The organism is Fenollaria sporofastidiosus (assembly GCF_943169635.2).
Classification (GTDB): Bacteria; Bacillota; Clostridia; order Tissierellales; family Peptoniphilaceae; genus Fenollaria; species Fenollaria sporofastidiosus.
In genome coordinates this window covers 1,243,769-1,263,294 of record NZ_OW968186.1, presented here as the reverse complement: position 1 = coordinate 1,263,294, position 19,526 = coordinate 1,243,769, and the positions used below count along the sequence as shown (strand labels likewise).

20 protein-coding genes and 1 pseudogene are annotated in these 19,526 nt (G+C 32.3%); 4 read left to right on the top strand and 17 right to left on the bottom strand.

From position 1 onward, the window contains the following. Positions 1 to 70: 70 nt before the first annotated feature. The 17 genes and pseudogenes from KO172_RS06095 to ftsE all read right to left on the bottom strand — a co-directional run bounded on the left by KO172_RS06095 (position 71) and on the right by ftsE (position 15,936). A complete protein-coding gene (locus KO172_RS06095; RefSeq protein WP_215492616.1) occupies positions 71 to 373 on the bottom strand; it encodes a hypothetical protein in 303 nt (100 codons plus the stop codon). A gap of 297 nt (positions 374 to 670) precedes the next feature. Then, positions 671 to 1,939, bottom strand: coding sequence for an ATP-dependent Clp protease ATP-binding subunit ClpX (gene clpX / locus KO172_RS06090; protein WP_215492615.1), 1,269 nt, complete (start codon positions 1,937 to 1,939; stop codon positions 671 to 673). Between the two features lie 3 nt (positions 1,940 to 1,942). After that, a complete protein-coding gene (gene clpP, locus KO172_RS06085) occupies positions 1,943 to 2,524 on the bottom strand; it encodes an ATP-dependent Clp endopeptidase proteolytic subunit ClpP (protein ID WP_215492614.1) in 582 nt (193 codons plus the stop codon). 73 nt (positions 2,525 to 2,597) lie between these two features. Continuing rightward, positions 2,598 to 3,704: a trigger factor gene (gene tig, locus KO172_RS06080; protein WP_251320170.1), complete on the bottom strand. Its 1,107-nt coding sequence runs from the start codon at positions 3,702 to 3,704 to the stop codon at positions 2,598 to 2,600. 239 nt (positions 3,705 to 3,943) lie between these two features. Beyond that, positions 3,944 to 4,522: a LemA family protein gene (locus KO172_RS06075; protein WP_215492613.1), complete on the bottom strand. Its 579-nt coding sequence runs from the start codon at positions 4,520 to 4,522 to the stop codon at positions 3,944 to 3,946. A gap of 23 nt (positions 4,523 to 4,545) precedes the next feature. Further along, positions 4,546 to 4,704 (bottom strand): hypothetical protein, encoded by a 159-nt coding sequence (locus tag KO172_RS06070; RefSeq protein ID WP_215493538.1) that lies wholly within the window; start codon positions 4,702 to 4,704, stop codon positions 4,546 to 4,548. Between the two features lie 47 nt (positions 4,705 to 4,751). Beyond that, positions 4,752 to 5,291: a TPM domain-containing protein gene (locus KO172_RS06065; protein ID WP_215492612.1), complete on the bottom strand. Its 540-nt coding sequence runs from the start codon at positions 5,289 to 5,291 to the stop codon at positions 4,752 to 4,754. 101 nt (positions 5,292 to 5,392) lie between these two features. Further along, positions 5,393 to 8,233, bottom strand: coding sequence for an excinuclease ABC subunit UvrA (uvrA, locus tag KO172_RS06060; RefSeq protein ID WP_215492611.1), 2,841 nt, complete (start codon positions 8,231 to 8,233; stop codon positions 5,393 to 5,395). Next, complete coding sequence (gene uvrB / locus KO172_RS06055) at positions 8,223 to 10,190, bottom strand: excinuclease ABC subunit UvrB (RefSeq protein ID WP_479680627.1); 1,968 nt, start codon at positions 10,188 to 10,190, stop codon at positions 8,223 to 8,225. The genes uvrA and uvrB overlap by 11 nt, the downstream gene beginning before the upstream one ends. Positions 10,191 to 10,424: 234 nt before the next feature. Beyond that, positions 10,425 to 10,772 carry a Ku family protein gene (locus tag KO172_RS06050; protein WP_215492610.1) on the bottom strand — a complete coding sequence of 116 codons (348 nt, stop codon included), beginning with the start codon at positions 10,770 to 10,772 and terminating at the stop codon, positions 10,425 to 10,427. 440 nt (positions 10,773 to 11,212) lie between these two features. Next, positions 11,213 to 11,779 carry an LptM family lipoprotein gene (locus tag KO172_RS06045; protein ID WP_215492609.1) on the bottom strand — a complete coding sequence of 189 codons (567 nt, stop codon included), beginning with the start codon at positions 11,777 to 11,779 and terminating at the stop codon, positions 11,213 to 11,215. Between the two features lie 9 nt (positions 11,780 to 11,788). Beyond that, on the bottom strand, positions 11,789 to 12,046 hold the full coding sequence (locus tag KO172_RS06040; protein WP_215492608.1) for a YdbC family protein: 258 nt from the start codon (positions 12,044 to 12,046) through the stop codon (positions 11,789 to 11,791). Positions 12,047 to 12,056: 10 nt separating this feature from the next. Next, entirely contained in the window at positions 12,057 to 12,542 is a 486-nt protein-coding gene (locus tag KO172_RS06035; RefSeq protein ID WP_215492607.1) for a S41 family peptidase, read from the bottom strand. A gap of 187 nt (positions 12,543 to 12,729) precedes the next feature. Further along, the gene (locus KO172_RS06030) at positions 12,730 to 13,284 is read right to left on the bottom strand and encodes a S41 family peptidase (RefSeq protein ID WP_215492606.1); all 555 of its coding nucleotides are present in this window, start codon (positions 13,282 to 13,284) and stop codon (positions 12,730 to 12,732) included. A 20-nt stretch (positions 13,285 to 13,304) separates the two neighbouring features. Beyond that, positions 13,305 to 14,075, bottom strand: coding sequence for a murein hydrolase activator EnvC family protein (locus tag KO172_RS06025; RefSeq protein WP_215492605.1), 771 nt, complete (start codon positions 14,073 to 14,075; stop codon positions 13,305 to 13,307). A gap of 347 nt (positions 14,076 to 14,422) precedes the next feature. Further along, on the bottom strand, positions 14,423 to 15,322 hold the full coding sequence (ftsX, locus tag KO172_RS06020; RefSeq protein WP_215492604.1) for a permease-like cell division protein FtsX: 900 nt from the start codon (positions 15,320 to 15,322) through the stop codon (positions 14,423 to 14,425). Then, positions 15,312 to 15,936 (bottom strand): annotated as a pseudogene (gene ftsE / locus KO172_RS06015) (cell division ATP-binding protein FtsE). The gene ftsX and the pseudogene ftsE overlap by 11 nt, the downstream one beginning before the upstream one ends. A gap of 280 nt (positions 15,937 to 16,216) precedes the next feature. Between ftsE and KO172_RS06010 the strand changes: the two are divergent. The 4 genes from KO172_RS06010 (at position 16,217) to KO172_RS05995 (ending at position 19,429) form a co-directional block, all read left to right on the top strand. Further along, positions 16,217 to 16,657, top strand: a complete 441-nt coding sequence (locus KO172_RS06010) for a 5-formyltetrahydrofolate cyclo-ligase (RefSeq protein WP_215492603.1) — start codon at positions 16,217 to 16,219, stop codon at positions 16,655 to 16,657. After that, positions 16,654 to 17,847 (top strand): coenzyme F420-0:L-glutamate ligase, encoded by a 1,194-nt coding sequence (locus KO172_RS06005; protein WP_215492602.1) that lies wholly within the window; start codon positions 16,654 to 16,656, stop codon positions 17,845 to 17,847. Before KO172_RS06010 ends, KO172_RS06005 begins: the two co-directional genes overlap by 4 nt. A gap of 131 nt (positions 17,848 to 17,978) precedes the next feature. Then, positions 17,979 to 18,572: a helix-turn-helix domain-containing protein gene (locus tag KO172_RS06000; protein WP_215492601.1), complete on the top strand. Its 594-nt coding sequence runs from the start codon at positions 17,979 to 17,981 to the stop codon at positions 18,570 to 18,572. After that, a complete protein-coding gene (locus KO172_RS05995; protein ID WP_215493418.1) occupies positions 18,515 to 19,429 on the top strand; it encodes an IS3 family transposase in 915 nt (304 codons plus the stop codon). The genes KO172_RS06000 and KO172_RS05995 overlap by 58 nt, the downstream gene beginning before the upstream one ends. Positions 19,430 to 19,526: the final 97 nt, after the last annotated feature.

Genomic DNA, 19,526 nt, shown 5'->3' with positions numbered 1-19,526 from the left:
CTTCTTATCAACAGCATTTAAATACTCTTGAGTAAGTTTTTATCAATATCAAGCCTTGAGAATATACTATCTAGAAAATATTATAGTCAATCTTATTAGGAACTATTCTATCCTTACTTGATTGGCTATCCATAATCAATGCATTTAGCTTATCTAAAGCACTATTTATTACCTCGTAATAAGATTTACTCTCAGGATTATCAAAAGAATAATCATTTATATCATTTAATTTAACTAGGTGGCCATAATTTATACCTTCACTCTTAAAGACATTAGTTAAATAAACTTTCGAAAGCGTTCTAAAGTTCATCTTCATAAATTTATTATTTGGCGATATAGACTCTATCTCAGCTAATACACCTAATTCATTCACTGACTTTATACTTGAAATAGACTTTCTATTTGCCTTAAGTTGAAATATTGCAAAACTCCATTAGTATTTGAAGCCTTAGCAATTGCAGAAACAAGGTCTTCATTATCTAAGTTAACACTATAGTAGTTATTAGGCACAATATTTATATTGTTAATAGAAACAATGGGTACTTTGAAAGTATTTTCATCATTATCATCTAAAATGAATAATTATCAATTATTTCATCATATTTATCCATATCTTTCTCCTTTAATAAAAGGTCGAACTAGTTTGTCCGACCTTATTGCGCTACATATATCAAGCCTTAGCTTTATTATGAAACGATTTTTCTTCATTATCCTTATCATTGTTTTGATAAGTAAGTTTTTTCTTTCCATCTATGATGGAACTATCAATCTTAAGAGTTCCATTATATTTCTTGGAAGGAAGTTCATACATTATATCAAGCATAACTTTTTCAATAATACTTCTAAGTCCTCTTGCACCAGTTTTCATTTCAATTGCTTTTTGTGCAATCCTTCTAACTGCATCATCAGTGAACTCAAGCTCTGCTCCGTCCATCCTTATAAGCTCTTGGTATTGCTTAATTAATGCATTCTTTGGCTCTGTAAGTATTTTAACTAAATCATCTTCGTTTAGCTCTTTAAGAGTTACAGTTACGGGAAGTCTTCCAATCAGTTCAGGAATAAGCCCGAACTTCATTAAGTCTTCACTCTCGACATGCTTAAGTGCTTCAGACTTTTGTTTTGCCTTATCAAATAGTTCTGATCCAAATCCATAAGACTTTTTATTTGTCCTCTTAGCAATTATATCATCTAAACCTTGGAAAGCTCCACCAACAATGAAAAGTATATTGCTAGTATCAACTTGTATAAACTCTTCTTGAGGATGCTTTCTACCTCCTTGTGGAGGAACGTTAGCTACAGTCCCTTCTAGAATCTTTAGAAGAGCTTGTTGAACACCTTCGCCACTTACATCTCTTGTAATTGAAACATTCTCACTCTTTTTCGCAATCTTGTCAATTTCATCAACATAGATGATGCCTCTTTCTGCTCTATCTAGGTCATAGTTAGCATTTTGTATAAGCTTTAATATGATATTCTCAACATCTTCTCCAACATATCCAGCTTCAGTAAGAGTCGTAGCATCGCATATAGCAAACGGTACATCCAAAATTCTTGCTAAAGTTTCAGCAAGAAGCGTTTTACCACTACCTGTCGGTCCTAACAATAATATATTGCTCTTCTTTATTTCAACATCTTTGTCACTTGTATCTTTTGTGATTCTCTTGTAATGGTTATAAACAGCAACAGATAAAGTTTTCTTTGCATCATCTTGACCAACTACGTAATCGTCTAAAGACTTCTTAATCTCCATCGGAGTAGGAAGAACCATATCTTCTAAATCAATGCTTTCATCATTTAATAAATGATCTTCTTCCAATATATCCATGCATACTTGTATACATTCATCACAAATGTATACATTTGGTCCTGAGATTAGTCTTTTGACTTCATTTTGAGTTTTACCACAAAAGGAACATCTTATTTCATCATATTTAGACATAAATTAGTGTTTCTCCATTACTTTATCTATTAAACCATACTTAACTGCTTCTTCTGCATTTAAGTAGTAGTCCCTATCAGTATCTCTATTAATAATATCGATACTTTGTCCTGTCTTTTCGGACAAAATTTTATTGATTCTCTTTCTTATTTCAAGTATTTTTTCAGCTTGAATGCGAATATCTTCAGCTTGTCCTTGAGTTCCGCCAAGTGGTTGATGAATCATAATATCAGCGTTAGGTAGAGCATATCTCTTGCCCTTAGCACCAGCTGCCAAAAGGAAGGCTCCCATCGACGCAGCTAGGCCAACGCATATTGTTGATACATCCGGTTTTATATATTGCATTGTATCATATATGGCAAATCCAGCTGATACCGATCCACCTGGTGAATTTATATAAATTTGAATATCTTTATCAGGATCTTCTGCTTCTAGAAATAATAATTGTGCGACTATAAGGTCAGCCATTTCATTATGAATTTCGCCTGATAAAAATATAATTCTTTCTTTTAAAAGTCTTGAGTAGATATCATATGACCTTTCTCCTCTGGAACTTTGTTCTACAACCATAGGAATTAATGCCATTTAATCACCCCATTAAATATATTTTACTTTTTCTTAATATCGTCTATCGATTTAGAGTTTAATATGCCTCTATCTAAAATTCTAGAGAGCCTTCACTCATTGTTTTCTTAAATTCTTCTTTATCTTCTGCCTTATACATTTCGGCTAATTTGTCAAGTTCTTTGTCATAATCTCTCTTAGTAGCTTTTATCTTATTTTCTTTTGCATATTTTTCAAGGATTAAACCTAATTTAACTCTCTTTTCAGCTGGCTCTTTGAATGTTTCTTTAATTTCATCATCAGTCTTTCCAGTATATTTCTTGTAGTCATCATAATTTAAGCCTTGAGCTTGTAGTCTATATTGGAAGTTTCTAAGTTCATTTTCAACTTCATCTTCAATCATTCTGTTTGGAACATCAAATTTAGTTTCTTCAAGAACTTTATCAAGAACCTTATTTTCTCTTTGTGCATCTACCATCTCATTAAATTGAGCCTTTAATTTCTTTCTTAAGTCTGCTTTAAATTCTTTTAATGTGTCGAATTCAGAAACGTCTGATGCAAAGTTGTCATCTAACTCAGGTAGTTCTTTTACCTTTATCTCATTAATTTTGCAGATAAACTTAGCATCTTTTCCTTTTAAGTCTTCTGAGTGATACTCTTCAGGGAATTTAACATTAACATCAAATTCTTCACCAATAGCTCTATCTACTAATTGATCTTCAAAACCAGGTATGAACGAGTTAGAACCGATTTCAAGTTCGTAGTCTTTAGCTTCTCCACCTTGGAATGCTTCATTGTCTACATAACCTTTAAAGTCAAGCTTAACTATGTCGCCCTTCTTAGTCTTTCTATCTTCAATGATTGTATATCTTGCATTTTCATTTCTTAATCTTTCGATTTCGTTTGTAACTACTTCTTTATCAAACTCTTCTTTAACATCTTCTACTTCAATCTCTTCAAAGTTTGGTAGTTCAAACTCAGGAACAACTTCAACTTCAAAAGTAAAGTTTATAGATTCATTCTCCTTAAAGTCTTTAACATCAACATCTGGTTGATCAACAACTTTAAGATCCAACTCTTCTAAAGCTTTTGGATAGATTTCTTGAAGCATTATATTTATTGCTTCATCATAGAATACTTGAACTCCATAGTTTTGTTCAATAATCATTTTAGGTACTTTACCTTTTCTAAATCCAGGAATATTGAATTTTGATCTTATTTTCTTATAAGCTTCGTCTATTTTGGTTCAAATTCCTTCCAATCAACGTCTACATTAAAGTAAACTTTATTTTTCTTTTTGTCAAAATTAACTTTCACTTAATTCACTCCTTAAAATTACTTATGTTGTTATTATATCACTAATATCGTTATAAGTAAATAAATATTTTACTTAAATACACAATAAAAGTCAAACATAGTCAAAGTTTGACTTTTACTGGATTATTTGCCAAAATTAACGCTTGGCGCGTTCTCTGCTCCTGCTTGAGCCTCGAATGTTTTAAACTTATCAAAACCTAAGATTGATGCAAAGATATTGTTAGGAAAAGTCCTAACAGATTTATTAAACTCTGTAGCTTCATTATTAAAGTCGCGTCTAGCAACTGCTATCCTGTTTTCAGTTCCTGCAAGTTCGTCTTGTAAACTTAGGAAATTTTCATTAGCTTTTAAATCTGGATAGTTTTCTACAACAATGTTAATATTCTTTGCTAGTTCTGTATCAAGCTTTTCATAATCTTCAGGTGTTTTTGCATCTGTATATCCACTTCTAAGTTTAGCTATATTTTCAAGTGTTTCCTCTTCGTGTTTTGCATAGCCCTTAACTGTTTCAACTAAGTTTGGTATAAGATCAGCTCTCCTTTGATATTGAGTTTGAACTTCTGCCCAAGTTTTATTAACGTTCTCCTGTTTGTTAACTAGGCCATTATACTTAAATGCTATCAAACCACCTAATGCAATTACTATTCCTAGTATAATTAAAAGTGGTGAAAATCTACCTCTTCTTTGTCTTTTTTCTTCCATTTCAATTCTCCTTTATCTAAAATTTACCAAGAACCTGATGCTCCACCTCCTCCAGAGGAGCCTCCTCCAAAGCCTCCGCCGGACTCACCGAAGCCACCAAATCCACCAGACCCTCCTGATCCTCCGAAGAAGCCTCCAAATGGATCATCGTCATCAAAAATGCCTCTACGCCTTCTAAACATTCTACCTCTTCTACCAAAGATATATCTATATCTATTGAGTCTAGATGTTAAAAGTATAAAATAATTATCGCAAATATTATTATAGGTATACTTATATAATCATCATCCGCATGTTCCAATTTATTAATATCTATATCTTGAAACACTACATTATATTCCTTGCCTATATAATAAATGATACTATCGAAGGCATCTCTAATTCCTTTATCATAATCTTTATTTTGAAAGTTTGGTCTAATTATATTTCTTATTATTCTACCAGCTCTAGCATCATTTATTGCGCCTTCAAGACCATAACCAACTTCAATTCTTACTTGCCTGTCGTTTAAACTAACAAGTAAAAGTACTCCGTTGTTCTTTTTCTTGTCTCCTATGCCCCAATCTCTAAATACTTTGTTCGAAAGAGATTCTATATCTCTACCGTTCAAACTATCGAGCGTCAATACAGCGACTTGACTGCCATAGTCCTTCATCTTCTCATTAGTTTCATTAATATAATCAACTGTATCTTGTGAGATAATATTTGCTCCATCTTTAACAAAACTATGCTCAGGCTTAGATATTGCTTTAACATTTACAAGTTGCAAGAAAATATTTGAACTAATAAGAATATTATTATATTTTAAGAAAGTTTCTTTTCATAAATACCTCCGTATTAGTAATATACCCTATAGTCCTCTGATTTAATCTAATCTAGCTTTCCTTCCTTTATAAATATATCTTTCAAGAATTTTCCAGTATATGAATTTTCATTTTGGGCTACTTCGATAGGTGTACCTGTCGCAACAACTGTTCCACCCATATCTCCGCCTTCTGGTCCAAGGTCTATTATATAATCAGATTGTTTTATTACGTCTAAGTTGTGTTCTATAACAAGTACAGAGTTATTTTGGTCAACTAAGGTGTTTAAAACTTTTATTAACTTAGCAACATCATGTGAATGTAGACCTGTTGTTGGTTCATCAAGTATATATATAGTTCTACCAGTTGACTTCTTCGAAAGCTCTGTAGCAAGCTTAACCCTTTGAGCTTCACCGCCAGATAATTCTGTTGAACTTTGTCCGATCTTAATATATCCAAGTCCTACATCATAAAGCGTTTGTAGTTTCTTTGCAATACGCGGTTGATTTTCAAAAAATTTAAGTCCCTCTTCAACTGTCATATCTAGTACGTCGGCAATTGTTTTATCTTTAAACTTAACTTCAAGAGTTTCTCTATTGTATCTCTTACCTTTACATACCTCGCAAGGTACATAGACATCTGGTAAGAAATGCATCTCAACCTTTAATATACCATCGCCCTTACATGCTTCACAGCGACCGCCTTTCACATTGAAAGAGAATCTACCCTTTTCATAGCCCCTCATCTTTGCCTCTTGAGTCATGGCAAAGACATCTCTTATAAGATCAAAAGTGCCAGTATATGTCGCAGGATTTGATCTTGGTGTTCTGCCTATTGGGCTTTGATCAATTACTACAACCTTATCTATATTTTCAATGCCTTCAACAGCTTTTCTCTTACCTGGCTTATACTTTGATTTATTTATCTTTTGAGCAAGAGATTTATATATAATGTCGTTTACAAGTGTTGATTTTCCAGAGCCAGATACACCTGTAACAGTAACAAACTCACTTAATGGCACTAAAATATCTATATTTTTAAGGTTGTTTTCGCTAGCTCCTATAACTTTCAAGATATTATTTTTATCACTTTTTCTGTATTCATCCTTTACAGGGATCTTCTTTCTGCCTGATAAATAATCGCCCGTAATTGATTTTTTGCACTTCATAACTTTCTTTATATTGCCTTGAACAACAAGCTCTCCGCCATGAATGCCTGCGCCTGGTCCAATATCTATAATCTCATCACAATGATGCATAATCTCTTCGTCGTGCTCGACAACAAGTAAAGTATTTCCTGCATCTGTTAGCTCTCTAAGTGCCTGTATTAGCTTTAAATTATCTCTTTGATGTAAACCTATGGATGGCTCGTCCAAAACATATATAACACCAACTAGGGCTGATCCTATCTGTGTTGCAAGCCTTATTCTTTGTGCTTCGCCACCTGATAGCGTCTTAGCCATTCTTGAAAGATTTAAGTAGTCAAGACCAACAGTTATTAAGAATGAAAGTCTCTTTTTAATTTCAATAAGTATCTGTTCGGCAATTTTCGCTTCTGTATCATTTAGCTTTAAATTATTTATATATTCTAGCTCATCTTTTATGCTAAGCTGTGTGAATTCATATATGTTTAAGTCACCAACTCTAACTGCAAGTGCTTCATTCTTTAGTCTTGCTCCATGACACTCTGGGCATTCAACTTCTTCTACATATTCTTCAGTGTTATCTCTAATTGCTTGAGACATAGAATTTGTTAATCTATCCATCATGACAGATAAAACACCTGGCCACTTCTTGTTGAAATCTTTTGATGTTTTTGTAAACAATGAATGGTATTTAAACTTTACATTATAATCAGTTCCATTTAATATATCGTCAATCATCTTTTTAGGCGCTTTAGTAAATGGCTCATCTTCTTTAAAATTATATTTATCTAGTATAAACTTAAATATCTTATAATAGTAAGTGCCTTTTTTTGCGCTCTTAAATGGCTCTATAACGCCTTCTTCTAACGATAAAGAATAATCTGGTATAACTAAATCCTTGTCAATACTTCTAAAGTATCCAAGTCCATTGCACCTTTCACACATGCCAAAAGGACTATTAAATGAAAATAATCTTGTTGATAGCTCATCAAATGATATCCCGCAGTCAATGCATGCATACTTAGTAGAATAAGACTTTTCATACAAATCTAGATAGTTTATCTTTACAAGTCCATTAGAATAATGTGTTGCTGTTTCAAGTGAACCAGTTAATCTAGATAATATACCATCTTTTATAACTAGTCTATCTATAACTATGTCTATGTCATGCTTTTTGTTCTTATCTATCTCAGGCATATCAGTAATGTCGTGCATTTCTCCATCTAAGATATATCTCACAAAGCCGTCTTTTTGTATTTGTTCTAAAATTTTTTTATGTTGTCCTTTTTGTCCTCTAACGATTGGTGCTAATACATAAATCTTTTGTCCTTCTTTATGACTCATGATTATATCTGCAATTTGATCAATAGTTTGTGATGTAATCTTCTTGCCACAACTAGGACAATATATCTGTCCTACTCTTGCGTATAAAAGTCTTAGATAATCATAAATTTCAGTAACCGTACCTACTGTCGATCTTGGGTTATTGCTTGTAGTCTTTTGATCTATGGATATGGATGGACTAAGTCCACTTATAAACTCAACATTTGGTTTAGTAGTATTGCCTAAGAACATTCTCGCATAGCTGGAAAGACTCTCTACGTACCTTCTTTGTCCTTCAGCATATATCGTGTCAAAAGCAAGCGAAGACTTACCAGATCCAGAAAGTCCAGTTATAACTACGAATTTATTTCTCGGTATCTCAATATCTAAATTCTTTAAATTATTTTCATTGGCACCTCTAACAATTATTTTATTCTCCAATGAATAGTTCCTCCTTCTTCAACTCTTCTATCATATCTCTATACTTAGCAGCATCTTCAAAATTAAGATCCTTTGCCGCCTTGTTCATCTTTTTCTTTAATTTATTAATCTTATCTTGTACGCCCTTAGTACTATAAGTATATTTTTCACCATCATCCATAGCCTTAGTTACTTCAATTACATCTCTAATCGACTTCTTAATAGTCTTTGGAGTTATATGGTTTTCTTCATTATACTTACTTTGTATCTTTCTTCTTCTTGCGGTCTCATTTATTGCGTTTTCCATGGACTTAGTGATGGTATCAGCGTACATTATTACAAGTCCGTTGGCATTTCTAGCTGTTCTACCTGCTGTTTGAACTAATGATGTTTCACTACGCAAAAAGCCTTCCTTATCTGCATCAAGTATTGCTACCAAGGAAACTTCAGGTAAGTCAAGTCCTTCCCTAAGTAGGTTTATACCAACCAAGCAGTCATACTTCTTCTCTCTTAAGTCTTTAATTATCTGCATTCTATCTATGGCTGTAACGTCAGAATGCATATAAGTAACTGCTATGCCAAGCTCCTCTAGGTATTTTGTTAAGTCCTCAGCCATCTTCTTAGTAAGGGTTGTTATTAAAACTCTCTCATCTTTCTTTGCTCTAATCTTAATTTCTTTTATTAAGTCATCAATTTGACCTTTAGTAGGTCTAACTTCAATGATTGGGTCAAGTAAGCCAGTAGGTCTTATTACTTGCTCAACTGTATTTTTAGACTTATCAATCTCATATTGTGCAGGTGTAGCGCTAACATATATCACCTGATTCATCATAGACTCAAACTCAGTAAACTTTAAAGGTCTGTTGTCTAGTGCACTTGGAAGTCTAAAGCCATAATCAACCAATGAAGTCTTTCTAGATCTGTCTCCCTCGTACATCGCCCTTATTTGTGGCACACTTACATGCGACTCATCTATAAAAGTTATGAAATTCTTTGGAAAGTAGTCTATCAAAGTATATGGTCTTGATCCAGGCTTTCTTTGTGATAAGTGTCTAGAATAGTTTTCTATACCTGAGCAAAAGCCGATTTCGTTAAGCATTTCTAAGTCATAGTTAGTTCTTTCTTTAAGTCTTTGTTCTTCAACGAGTTTACCTTGCTCGTGTAGCCACTTAAGTCTATCATCTAGCTCTAGTTTTATGCTCTCAATCGCATTCTTAATTTTATCATCAGTTGTCGCATAGTGTGATGCTGGGAAGATTGATACGTGCACTCTAGTACCTACAATCTCTCCAGTTAATGAGTCAATCTCAAGTATCTTATCTATCTCATCTCCAAAGAACTCTATTCTAAAAGCATTGGTCTTTTCTGATGCTGGAAAGATATCCAGTATATCTCCTCTGACTCTAAAGGTGCCTCTTATAAAATTAAGATCATTTCTGACATACTGTATACTGATTAGTTTCTTAATTACATCGTCTCTTGAAATTTGCATTTGCGGTCTTAAAGAAACCATCAATTTCTCATAGTCAATAGGGTCTCCTAAGCCATATATACACGAAACTGATGCAACTATAATTACGTCTTTACGTTCAAATAAAGCAGCTGTTGCAGAGTGCCTAAGCTCATCTATATCATCATTTATCTGACTATCCTTTGCAATGTATGTGTCAGTAGATGCAACGTAAGCCTCTGGTTGATAGTAATCATAGTAACTTATAAAAAACTCAACAGAATTCTCTGGAAAGAATTCTTTAAACTCACTATATAATTGATACGCAAGGGTTTTATTGTGCGCGATTACTAGTGCAGGCCTTTGCGTCTTTTCTATAATATTGGCCATAGTAAAAGTTTTACCAGAACCCGTTACGCCTAGCAAAACTTGATCTTTATAACCTTGTTCAATGCCTTTAGCTAATGAATCGATAGCCTTAGGCTGATGCCCAGTTGCTTTATAATCTGACTTTAATTTAAACTTCACTATTCTTCACCTTTACTAATATTTATCTCGTAAATAATGTTCTTTGTATAATTCTTATCTATTACCTTAGTGCTCTTAAAAGTTTCTTTAAATCGTTTGTTAAATATAGATTAAGATTGTCAACATTTTAAATAAAACTCTTCCTTAAAATTATTATCCAATTTGCATGATAATAAATCATAAGTCTCTGCCTTTGTATCTTTTTAGCAAGTATATACTTATCATTAATCTTATCTATATACAAGTAATCTCCTTTATAAGCTTCTTATAAAATCTCTCATTAAGATTATATACATATAAACTTACTCCTTCTATTTCATTATCATTCCTATATACAAAGGAGTTTTCATCACTATAGTAATAATTTTCTACCTCATCTATAAAGTCATAATCTTCGAAATCTTTTGTAATGTATAACATTTGATTTACATCGTACTTTGATAAGTAAACATAGTATCCGCCAATGTATGATGCTCTGATAATATTGTCTTCAGCGCTAAATAAGTTCATGTAGTTCTCATCATTAATATCAAGTTCTAATATCTTTGTTTCATTGATGCTTCCCTTGCTAACTATAAGCAAAGTATCACTACCCTTGAAGTTTGCATCTACAATATCTAAGTCATCTTTGTAATTTATAAACTTAAACTCTTTTTATTCTTAAAATAAACAACGCTTCTAAGCTTAGAAGAGCTATCTTTAAAGTTAATTAGTATATCGTCATTACCATTATTTTTATATATGGATTTTATCGATCCATCAAAAGACATTATCTTCTTAGACTCTTTATTTTAATATCAAAGATGTAAATATTATTATTGTTGTCAAGTTTTTGTTGTAGTAGAAAGCAGACTTTGTGTTAAGAGCAAAATAGTTCCATTATCAATAAACTTAGATATATCCTCTTCATTAACCGATAACACTCTACCCTGATTGGCATCAAAGTTAATGTTGATATTTTAATTGGATGCTCATAATCATTCTTATCATATACAAACTTATACTTAATTAACCATATAGCTTTATCTGTATATAAGGTCTGCAGAATCTGGTGTGTTTGCAATCAAATTGTACTTTTGTTTTACATAGTTAATTGCGTTATCCTTGGTATATTTTATATCAATAGTTTTAATGTTTTCCTTATCAATGACAAAATCGTCAGCTTCTATATCATCTGGAAGCTTGTTAAGAAGTTTGATACTAATATAAGGAGTACAGACCTTTTTTGAGTTCTTCTTAGACTTGAGCAAGATATGAAACTTACCCTTTTTATATACTACTGAAGAAACCTCTATATCATCAGTTAAGCATGGCTTAATAACCATGCTTAATAATGAACTATCGTTTTTATCAAATTCTACTCTATCGTTTTGCACATTGATTTCTTTTAAGTAATTAATCTTCCTTAGTACAAAAGAAATCTCTGCATTCTCACTTAATTCAAGCTCCTCTGTGTCATTTATTGGAGTGTCAATATCATCAAAGCCATAACGCTTGTCACTATCTTTAATAAATAGTGGACCGTTAGAGCAAGCACTAAGTATTAATATTGAGATGAGTATAGCAAATAACGATATATATTTTTTCATCTATATATCTTATATTTCTTCATCATTAGATTCATCATCTGAACCTAAGTCTATATCATTTAATAAATCTCTTAATCTTCTTGCCTCTTCATGTGTTAGAGATATACCTTTGCCCATTCTGCTATGATCTTCTCTCCAGTTTCTTATATCAACTTTACCATCAGCACCATTCCAAGAAATGATATTTACTTCTTTAATCATGCCTTTTCCATTGTTGGAAAATTCTCCTAGTTGTTCTAATATTTCGTATTCAAATTCTTTTGCCATGTCTTTACTCCTATTTATTTAATATTTCTATAGCCTTTTGTATTTGATTATCTTTGTTAAGATTGTCTATAGATATCGATTTTACTTCTTTATTTAGCTCTATGTTAATATCTGGGGCTATGCCTTTTCCATGTATATTAACTCCACTTGGTGTATAGTATGCACTTGTTGTAAGCTTTAAGCCTTCACCATCTGGCATATTATATACAGTTTGTACAATGCCTTTACCAAATGTTTGAGTACCAATTATAGTAGCTCTCTTCCTATCTTTCAATGCACCTGCAACTATCTCTGAAGCTGAAGCGGATCCTTTATTTACAAGCACGGCTATTTTTACATCGTCAGCACCCTTAGTAGCATTTATAGTTTGCTTATTATTTTGCTTATCAAGTGTATACATTATCAAGCCGCCATCTAAAAATGTATTTACTACCTCTGTAGATGTGCTTAGTAGTCCTCCAGGGTTGTTTCTTAAATCTAGTATAAGTTTACACATTCCTTGTTTTTAAGTTCTTTATACTGCTTATTAAAGTCGTTATATGTTGGAGTATCAAAACCTGTAATATGAATATATCCAATATTATTTTTAGCAATTTTGACGAAACTGTTTGAACTTTAATAATCTCTTACTATCTCAAAGTCTATGAATTTAGCCTTTCCATTTTCATCTCTTCTAAGAATAGTTATCTTAACCTTTTCTCCTGGTTTTCCTCATTTATGCTAACTGCATCATCCATCTTGTCAGCAGTAAAATCTTGACCATTTATCTTTATAATCTTATCATCTGTCTTCAATCCGGCTCTATCTGCAGGAGTGCCCTTCATAGGTGCGACTACAGTAATTAGATTGTCATCTATTGAACCGCTTACATATATACCAAGACCTGCAAATTCTCCATCAGTTTCCTCATTAAACTTTTTATATTCTTCTTCCGTCATATAATATGAGTAAGGGTCATTTAAACTGCTTACAGCGCCCTTTAGCATGCCTATAAGAACATCATAATCGTCAGCATTTTTGTAATAATTTTTGTCGATCATCTTTTTGACTTCATTAATTCTCTCTAAAACATACTCATCATTTAATTTATTACTATGTTTTTCTCCAAGTTCTTTTTTAGCCACTATCTTTTTATCGACAGTCTTATTATTAGTGCTGCCGACATTATATGAAATAAGATTACTTACTAAGAATAATGCTAGCACTAATAATGTTATTAATGTCTTCTTTAATTTCATTTCTGCCTCCAATATTTAAACTACCTAACCCAATTTATAGGATTTGTAAAATTACCATTCTTTCTTACTTCAAAATGTAGATGCGCACCAGTTGAAAATCCTGTTGATCCAACCTTGGCTACCGCTTCTCCTTTTCTAACCTTAGCTCCCTTACTCTTAAGTAGTCTAGAACAGTGAGCATAGCCTGTGACAATCTTGCCGCCGTGGTCAACTAAAATCAAATTGCCATAGCCGCCATACTTACCTGCAAATATAACTACACCATCTGCAGCAGAAACTATATTTGTTCCATTAGGAGCAGGTATATCTATACCTGAATGCAATCTAGTAATTTTTAATATAGGATGAGTTCTGTAGCCATATGGAGAGCTGATTCTTGTGTATCCAGGAAGTGGCCATCCTAACTTGCCACCAACAAACTTTTTCGTGTTTGATTGCAACTTTAATATTTGTGCACTAAGGTTCCTTGAGTCTTTCTCAAGCTTTGCTAAGCTCTTTTTAGCTTTTTCAATATCGTTTTGTAGAATCTTAAATTGCTTTTCTTGTTCAACCTTTAGCTTTGAAACTTCATCTTTTTGACTAGATAACTTATTTTTATTATCAACTTGTGATGTTTTTAGTGACTCTAAAGATGTTTTCAATGCAACTATATTGTCTACTTCGCTTTCAATACTTTCTATAAGCTTCTTGTCACGTTTAGCCATCCTTTGAACCATATTCTTCTTAGACAAGTAATCGTCAAGTGACTTTGAAGAAAGTAATACAGTGATGTAGTTGTCATCAGTATTCATATACATACTTCTTATTCTTTTCTAAATAAGGAATCATTTTCTTTAAGTCTTTCTTGTGCGTCAAGAAGTTCTTCATTCTTTCGATTGATCTTAATCTCAGTATCTTCTATCGACTTATTTAGATTGTTTATGCTTAGATTTATAGAAGAAATATTGTTTCCATATTTTAAAATCTTGCTATATACACTGCTAGACTCTTTTTCTTAATATTAATTTCAGTTTTAGTTTCATTAATTTTTATCGATATTTTTCTTATTCTTTAACTTGCCTGCTGCAAAGACGCTTTGAAAACTTAAAGCAATTATTAATAGAATAAGAATCGATTTTTATTTTAAACAAATAATCACCTAAACTTTCAATAATTTCTTTAGTGAGTTAAGGCTTCCTAATATACCTATGCCTACACCTAGCGTTATGAAGATTATACCGAAATCTTTCATTATACTTTCTGGGCTTACTAGTGCGTTTCTAAACAAATTACTACTTGAACCATTTAGATATGAGTAGAAATATGTGTACGCAAACTTTAAGAACAGCATTGCAAGTATAGAAGCTATAAGGCCAATCAATATGCCTTCAAATACATATGGTCCCGTAATATAGTTATTAGTTGCGCCTACATACTTCATTATCTCTATCTCTTTTCTTCTTGAATTAATAGATAGCTTTATAGTATTTGATATCAAGAATATCGAGATAAATATAAGAGCTACTACTAATCCAAAGCCACCAATTTGCATATACTTAGAGATCTTCAATAGATTAACTACTTCTTCAGATAAGTATCTAACCATTTCTATTCCAGGTAAATTGCCAATAGCTTTAGCCACATCATTAATATTTTCAATATCAGTTACAGTAACTTTAAAAGCATTTGGAAGTGGATTGTCCTCTTTATACTCTTCAAACAAGTAGCTTTTATTCTCCCAATCCTTAAACATGCTTTCTAGTCCTTCTTCTTTAGATATAAATTTTACTTCTTTTACTCCAGATATGTCTTTAATTTTAGCTTCAAGATCTTTAACGCCCTCATCATCAACGCCATCAAGCAGAAATACCTTTACTTCGTTAATCCTTTCTTTTGTGTCTCCAACAAGTTTATTTACGCTCAAAACTATAATCAATACCGATGCAAGAATTAAAAGCACAGAAAGAATAGATATAACTGACGCGAATGCCATGCTGAAATGTCTTATTATACCCTTAAATCCATCTTTAATTATGTTTATCATTTCTCTAAATTTCACAGTAGTACCCACCTTCATACACATCACTTACAACGTTTCCATGGTTTAAAGTGATTACTCTCTTTTTTAATTCATCAACGATATTCTTTGCATGAGTTGCCATAACAATTGTTGTGCCTCTGTTATTGATATCTTGTAAAAGATTCATAATTTCCCACGCTGTATCAGAGTCAAGGTTACCTGTAGGCTCGTCAGCTATAATAACATCAGGTTTATTAACTAAGGCTCTAGCAATAGCTGTTCTTTGACACTCGCCTCCTGATAATTGATGTGGATACGACTTTGCTTTATCGCTTAAGCCAACCATGCTTAATATGATTGGTACACTTCTTCTAATCTCTCTTGGTCTCTTGCCAATTATTTCCATAGCAAAAGCTACGTTCTCATATACAGTCTTGTTAGGCAATAGTCTAAAGTCTTGAAATACAACTCCTATGTACCTTCTAATATAAGGTATCTTTCTATTGCTAACATCTGTTATATCTTCGTTGTTTAAATATATCTTGCCGCTTGTGGGCCTAATTTCTTTTAATATTAATTTTGTTAAAGTTGACTTGCCTGCACCAGAAGGTCCTATCAAAAACAAATTCACCTGCTTTAATGTGAATGTTTATATCGCTTAGGGCAGAACTTCTCCATACTTTTGCTAACGTTTTCTAATCTTATCAAAAATAACACCTCTTGTCATTTATAATCATTTTGTGGTAGAATATACATATACATTATAATACAAAACACTTAAAAATAAAGGGGAATTTCTTTGAACAAGAAAGAACTGAGAGCTCAGCTCTTAGATACAAGAAAAATATCTCCAGAAGAAGATAGACATAAGAAGTCAAAGATAATTATTGATAAATTGATGTCAACAGTTGAATATAAAATGCTAATACCATCATGGCCTTTGCAAGCTTTGGTACTGAAGTTAACACTCACGACTTTATTAAAACTTCCCTTGCAAGTGGTAAAAGAATCATTTTGCCGATATCAATCAAAGAAGACAGAAGTCTGTTTTTGCAAGAAATAAAAAGTTTTGATGAACTTAAGAAGGGAACTTATGGTATATTAGAACCAGAAATGAAAGAAAACTTCGATAGAAGCAAACTTGACTTGGTTATAGTCCCTGGTGTTGCCTTTGATCACAGAGGATACAGAATGGGCTACGGTGGCGGATACTACGACAGATTCTTATCCTCACTTGATAAGAGAACTAAGATTATTGCTATAAATTTTGAAGAACTTTATGTATATAGAGTTATTATAAGCAGATTTGATATGAAAGTACCTGTTTTAATAACAGATAGAAAAATTAGAAATTTCCAAAGGAGAACACTATGAAAAGATATGTTGGAACAAAAGTTATGGGCTTAAGGTGCCCTATCATAAAGGCTAATGACGATATAGTAGAGATTGCTGTAGATACAATACTAAAAGCAAGTGAAGCTGGAAACTTTAATATTGATGATAGAGATGTTGTTGGCTTAACTGAATCCATCGTTGCTAAATCTATGAACAACTTTGCTAGTATTGATGACATAACTCATGATGTTAAGAATAAATTTAACTGTGATGAGGTCGCTCTTATACATCCTATTATGAGTAGAAATAGATTTGCAATATGCTTAAAAGGCATAGCTAAAGCTTTTAAAAAGGTGTATGTATTGTTCAGCTACCCACATGACGAAGTCGGTAATCACCTATGTGATCCAGATGAGCTAGATAACTTTGACATCAATCCCTATGGAGAAATTATCGAAGAAAAAGAATTTAAAAAGTGTTTCCCTGATACAAAGCATATATTTACAAATGTTGACTATATAGAATACTACAAAGAACTTATTGAAGAAGCAGGTGCACAGGCTGTTATGCTTTTCGGAAATAACGAAAGAAACATCCTTAAATACACTAAGAACATACTAGTTTGTAGCATTCACACTCGTGTTAGAACTAAGGAGAAACTTAAAAATGCAGGTGCAGAAAAGATATTCTGTCTGTCAGAAATATTAAACTCATCAATCGATGGTTCAGGCTTTAACGAGAAATATGGCCTACTCGGCTCTAACAAATCCACTGAGAATAAGATAAAGCTATTCCCAAGAGATTGTGAGAAAATAGTTTACGCTATACAAGAAAAAATAAAAGAGAAAACTGGTAAAAAGATAGAAGTACTAGTTTATGGTGACGGCGCTTTCAAAGACCCAGTTGGTAAGATTTGGGAGTTAGCAGACCCCGTTGTCTCTCCTGCCTTTACAGACGGACTTAAAGGTACACCAAATGAGATTAAACTTAAATACATTGCTGACAATAGCTTTGCAGGATTAAAAGGTGAAGAACTAGAAGAAGCTATTAAAGAAAAAATACACAATAAAGGTAGCAATCTAGTTGGATCTATGGAGTCACAAGGAACAACACCAAGGCAATTAACAGACCTTATAGGCTCACTTTGTGACTTAACAAGCGGTAGTGGTGACAAAGGCACTCCTATCGTTTACATCAAAGGTTACTTTGATAATTTCTCAGAAGAATAATTTGTCTTAATTACAAAACTAGCTCATACAGATGTATGAGCTTTTCATGCATAAAAACACCCTCTCTACTCATTGTGAACTGACCCCCAAAAGTTAGACCTAAAAACTAACTAAAGGAGGTCAGTTTTTTAATGGCAAAATATAGCACAGAATTCAAAATTAAATTAGTAAAAGAATATTTAGAATCCAATATCTCATATAAATCTTTATCAGATAAATATTTCATACCCTCAGAAAAAGTAATAAAAACCTGGGTAAATACATATAAAACACAAGGCTATGAGGGACTAAAAGTAAAGAGAGAAAATACACAATATACTTTAGAATTTAAGTTAAATGTGGTAAACTTGTACTTAACAGGAGAAATGTCCTATCAAAGCCTAGCAAATGAATTAAAGATAAACAATCCATCAATGATAACAAGATGGGTAAATGACTTTAGAAAAAAAGGCGTAGAAGGACTGAGTTCTAAAAAGAGAGGAAGATCTTCAAAAATGTCAAAATCCCCAAAGAAATTAAAAAACACTAAAGTAGAATCATCAGCAAACATAACAAATTCAGAAAACGAATCATTAACACAAGCACAATTAAAAGAAAAAATAAAGAAATTAGAAGAAAAAAACTATTGGCTTCAACTAGAAAATGATGCAATAAAAAAAAAGATAGAATTGTCTCAAATGACAGATACAGAAATAAGACAATTGCTGAAACAATTGAAGTCTTAAGAAGTAAATACAAACTAAAAGACTTGCTAAAATACTTCAATACTCCAAAATCAACATACATGTATTGGCAAAAACGCTTAAATAGGCCAAATAAAGATAAAGAAATAGAAGATAAAATACTAAAAATCAGAAAAGACAATCCAAACTATGGCTACAGAAGAATAACAGCTATGTTAAAAAGATTAGGACTAATAATAAATAAAAAGAAAGTACAAAGATTAGTTCAAAATCTAAAACTTCAAGTAAAATCTTTTTCAAGGAAATCAAGAAAATACTCATCCTACAAAGGCCAGGTAGGAAAAATAGCAGACAATAAGATAAAAAGAAATTTCAAAGTAGAAAAGCCATACATTCAAATAACAACAGACACAACAGAATTTAAGTATTTAGAAAAAGATAAAACAGGAACCTATCAAATAAAAAAACTCTACCTAAATCCATACTTAGATATGTACAACAGTGAAATACTAAGCTATGAAATATCAAAACAACCAACAATAGAACCAATCCTAAAAGCCTTAGACGAAGCAATAAAGGTAACTAACAAAAGCAAAGAAAAAAGAATATTCCACTCAGATCAAGGCTGGGCATACCAAGTGAAACAATACACATCAAAACTAGAAGCTAACGGTATCACCCAATCTATGTCAAGAAAAGGCAACTGCCTAGACAACTCACCAATGGAAAACTTCTTTGGAATATTAAAACAAGAAATATATTACGGAAACAAATTTTATTCATATGAACACTTAAAACAAACAATAGAAGATTTCATAAAATATTACAACGAAGAAAGGATAAAAGAAAAATTAGGATACTTATCACCAGTAGAATATAGAAAGAAGAATGCAGCATAAAAATTTCCTATCCCTAGGGGTAGGATAGGATAAAGAAATACCAGAGCTAGTTTAATTCTAACTCTGGTATTAGGTCCAACTTTGTGGGGTCACCTTA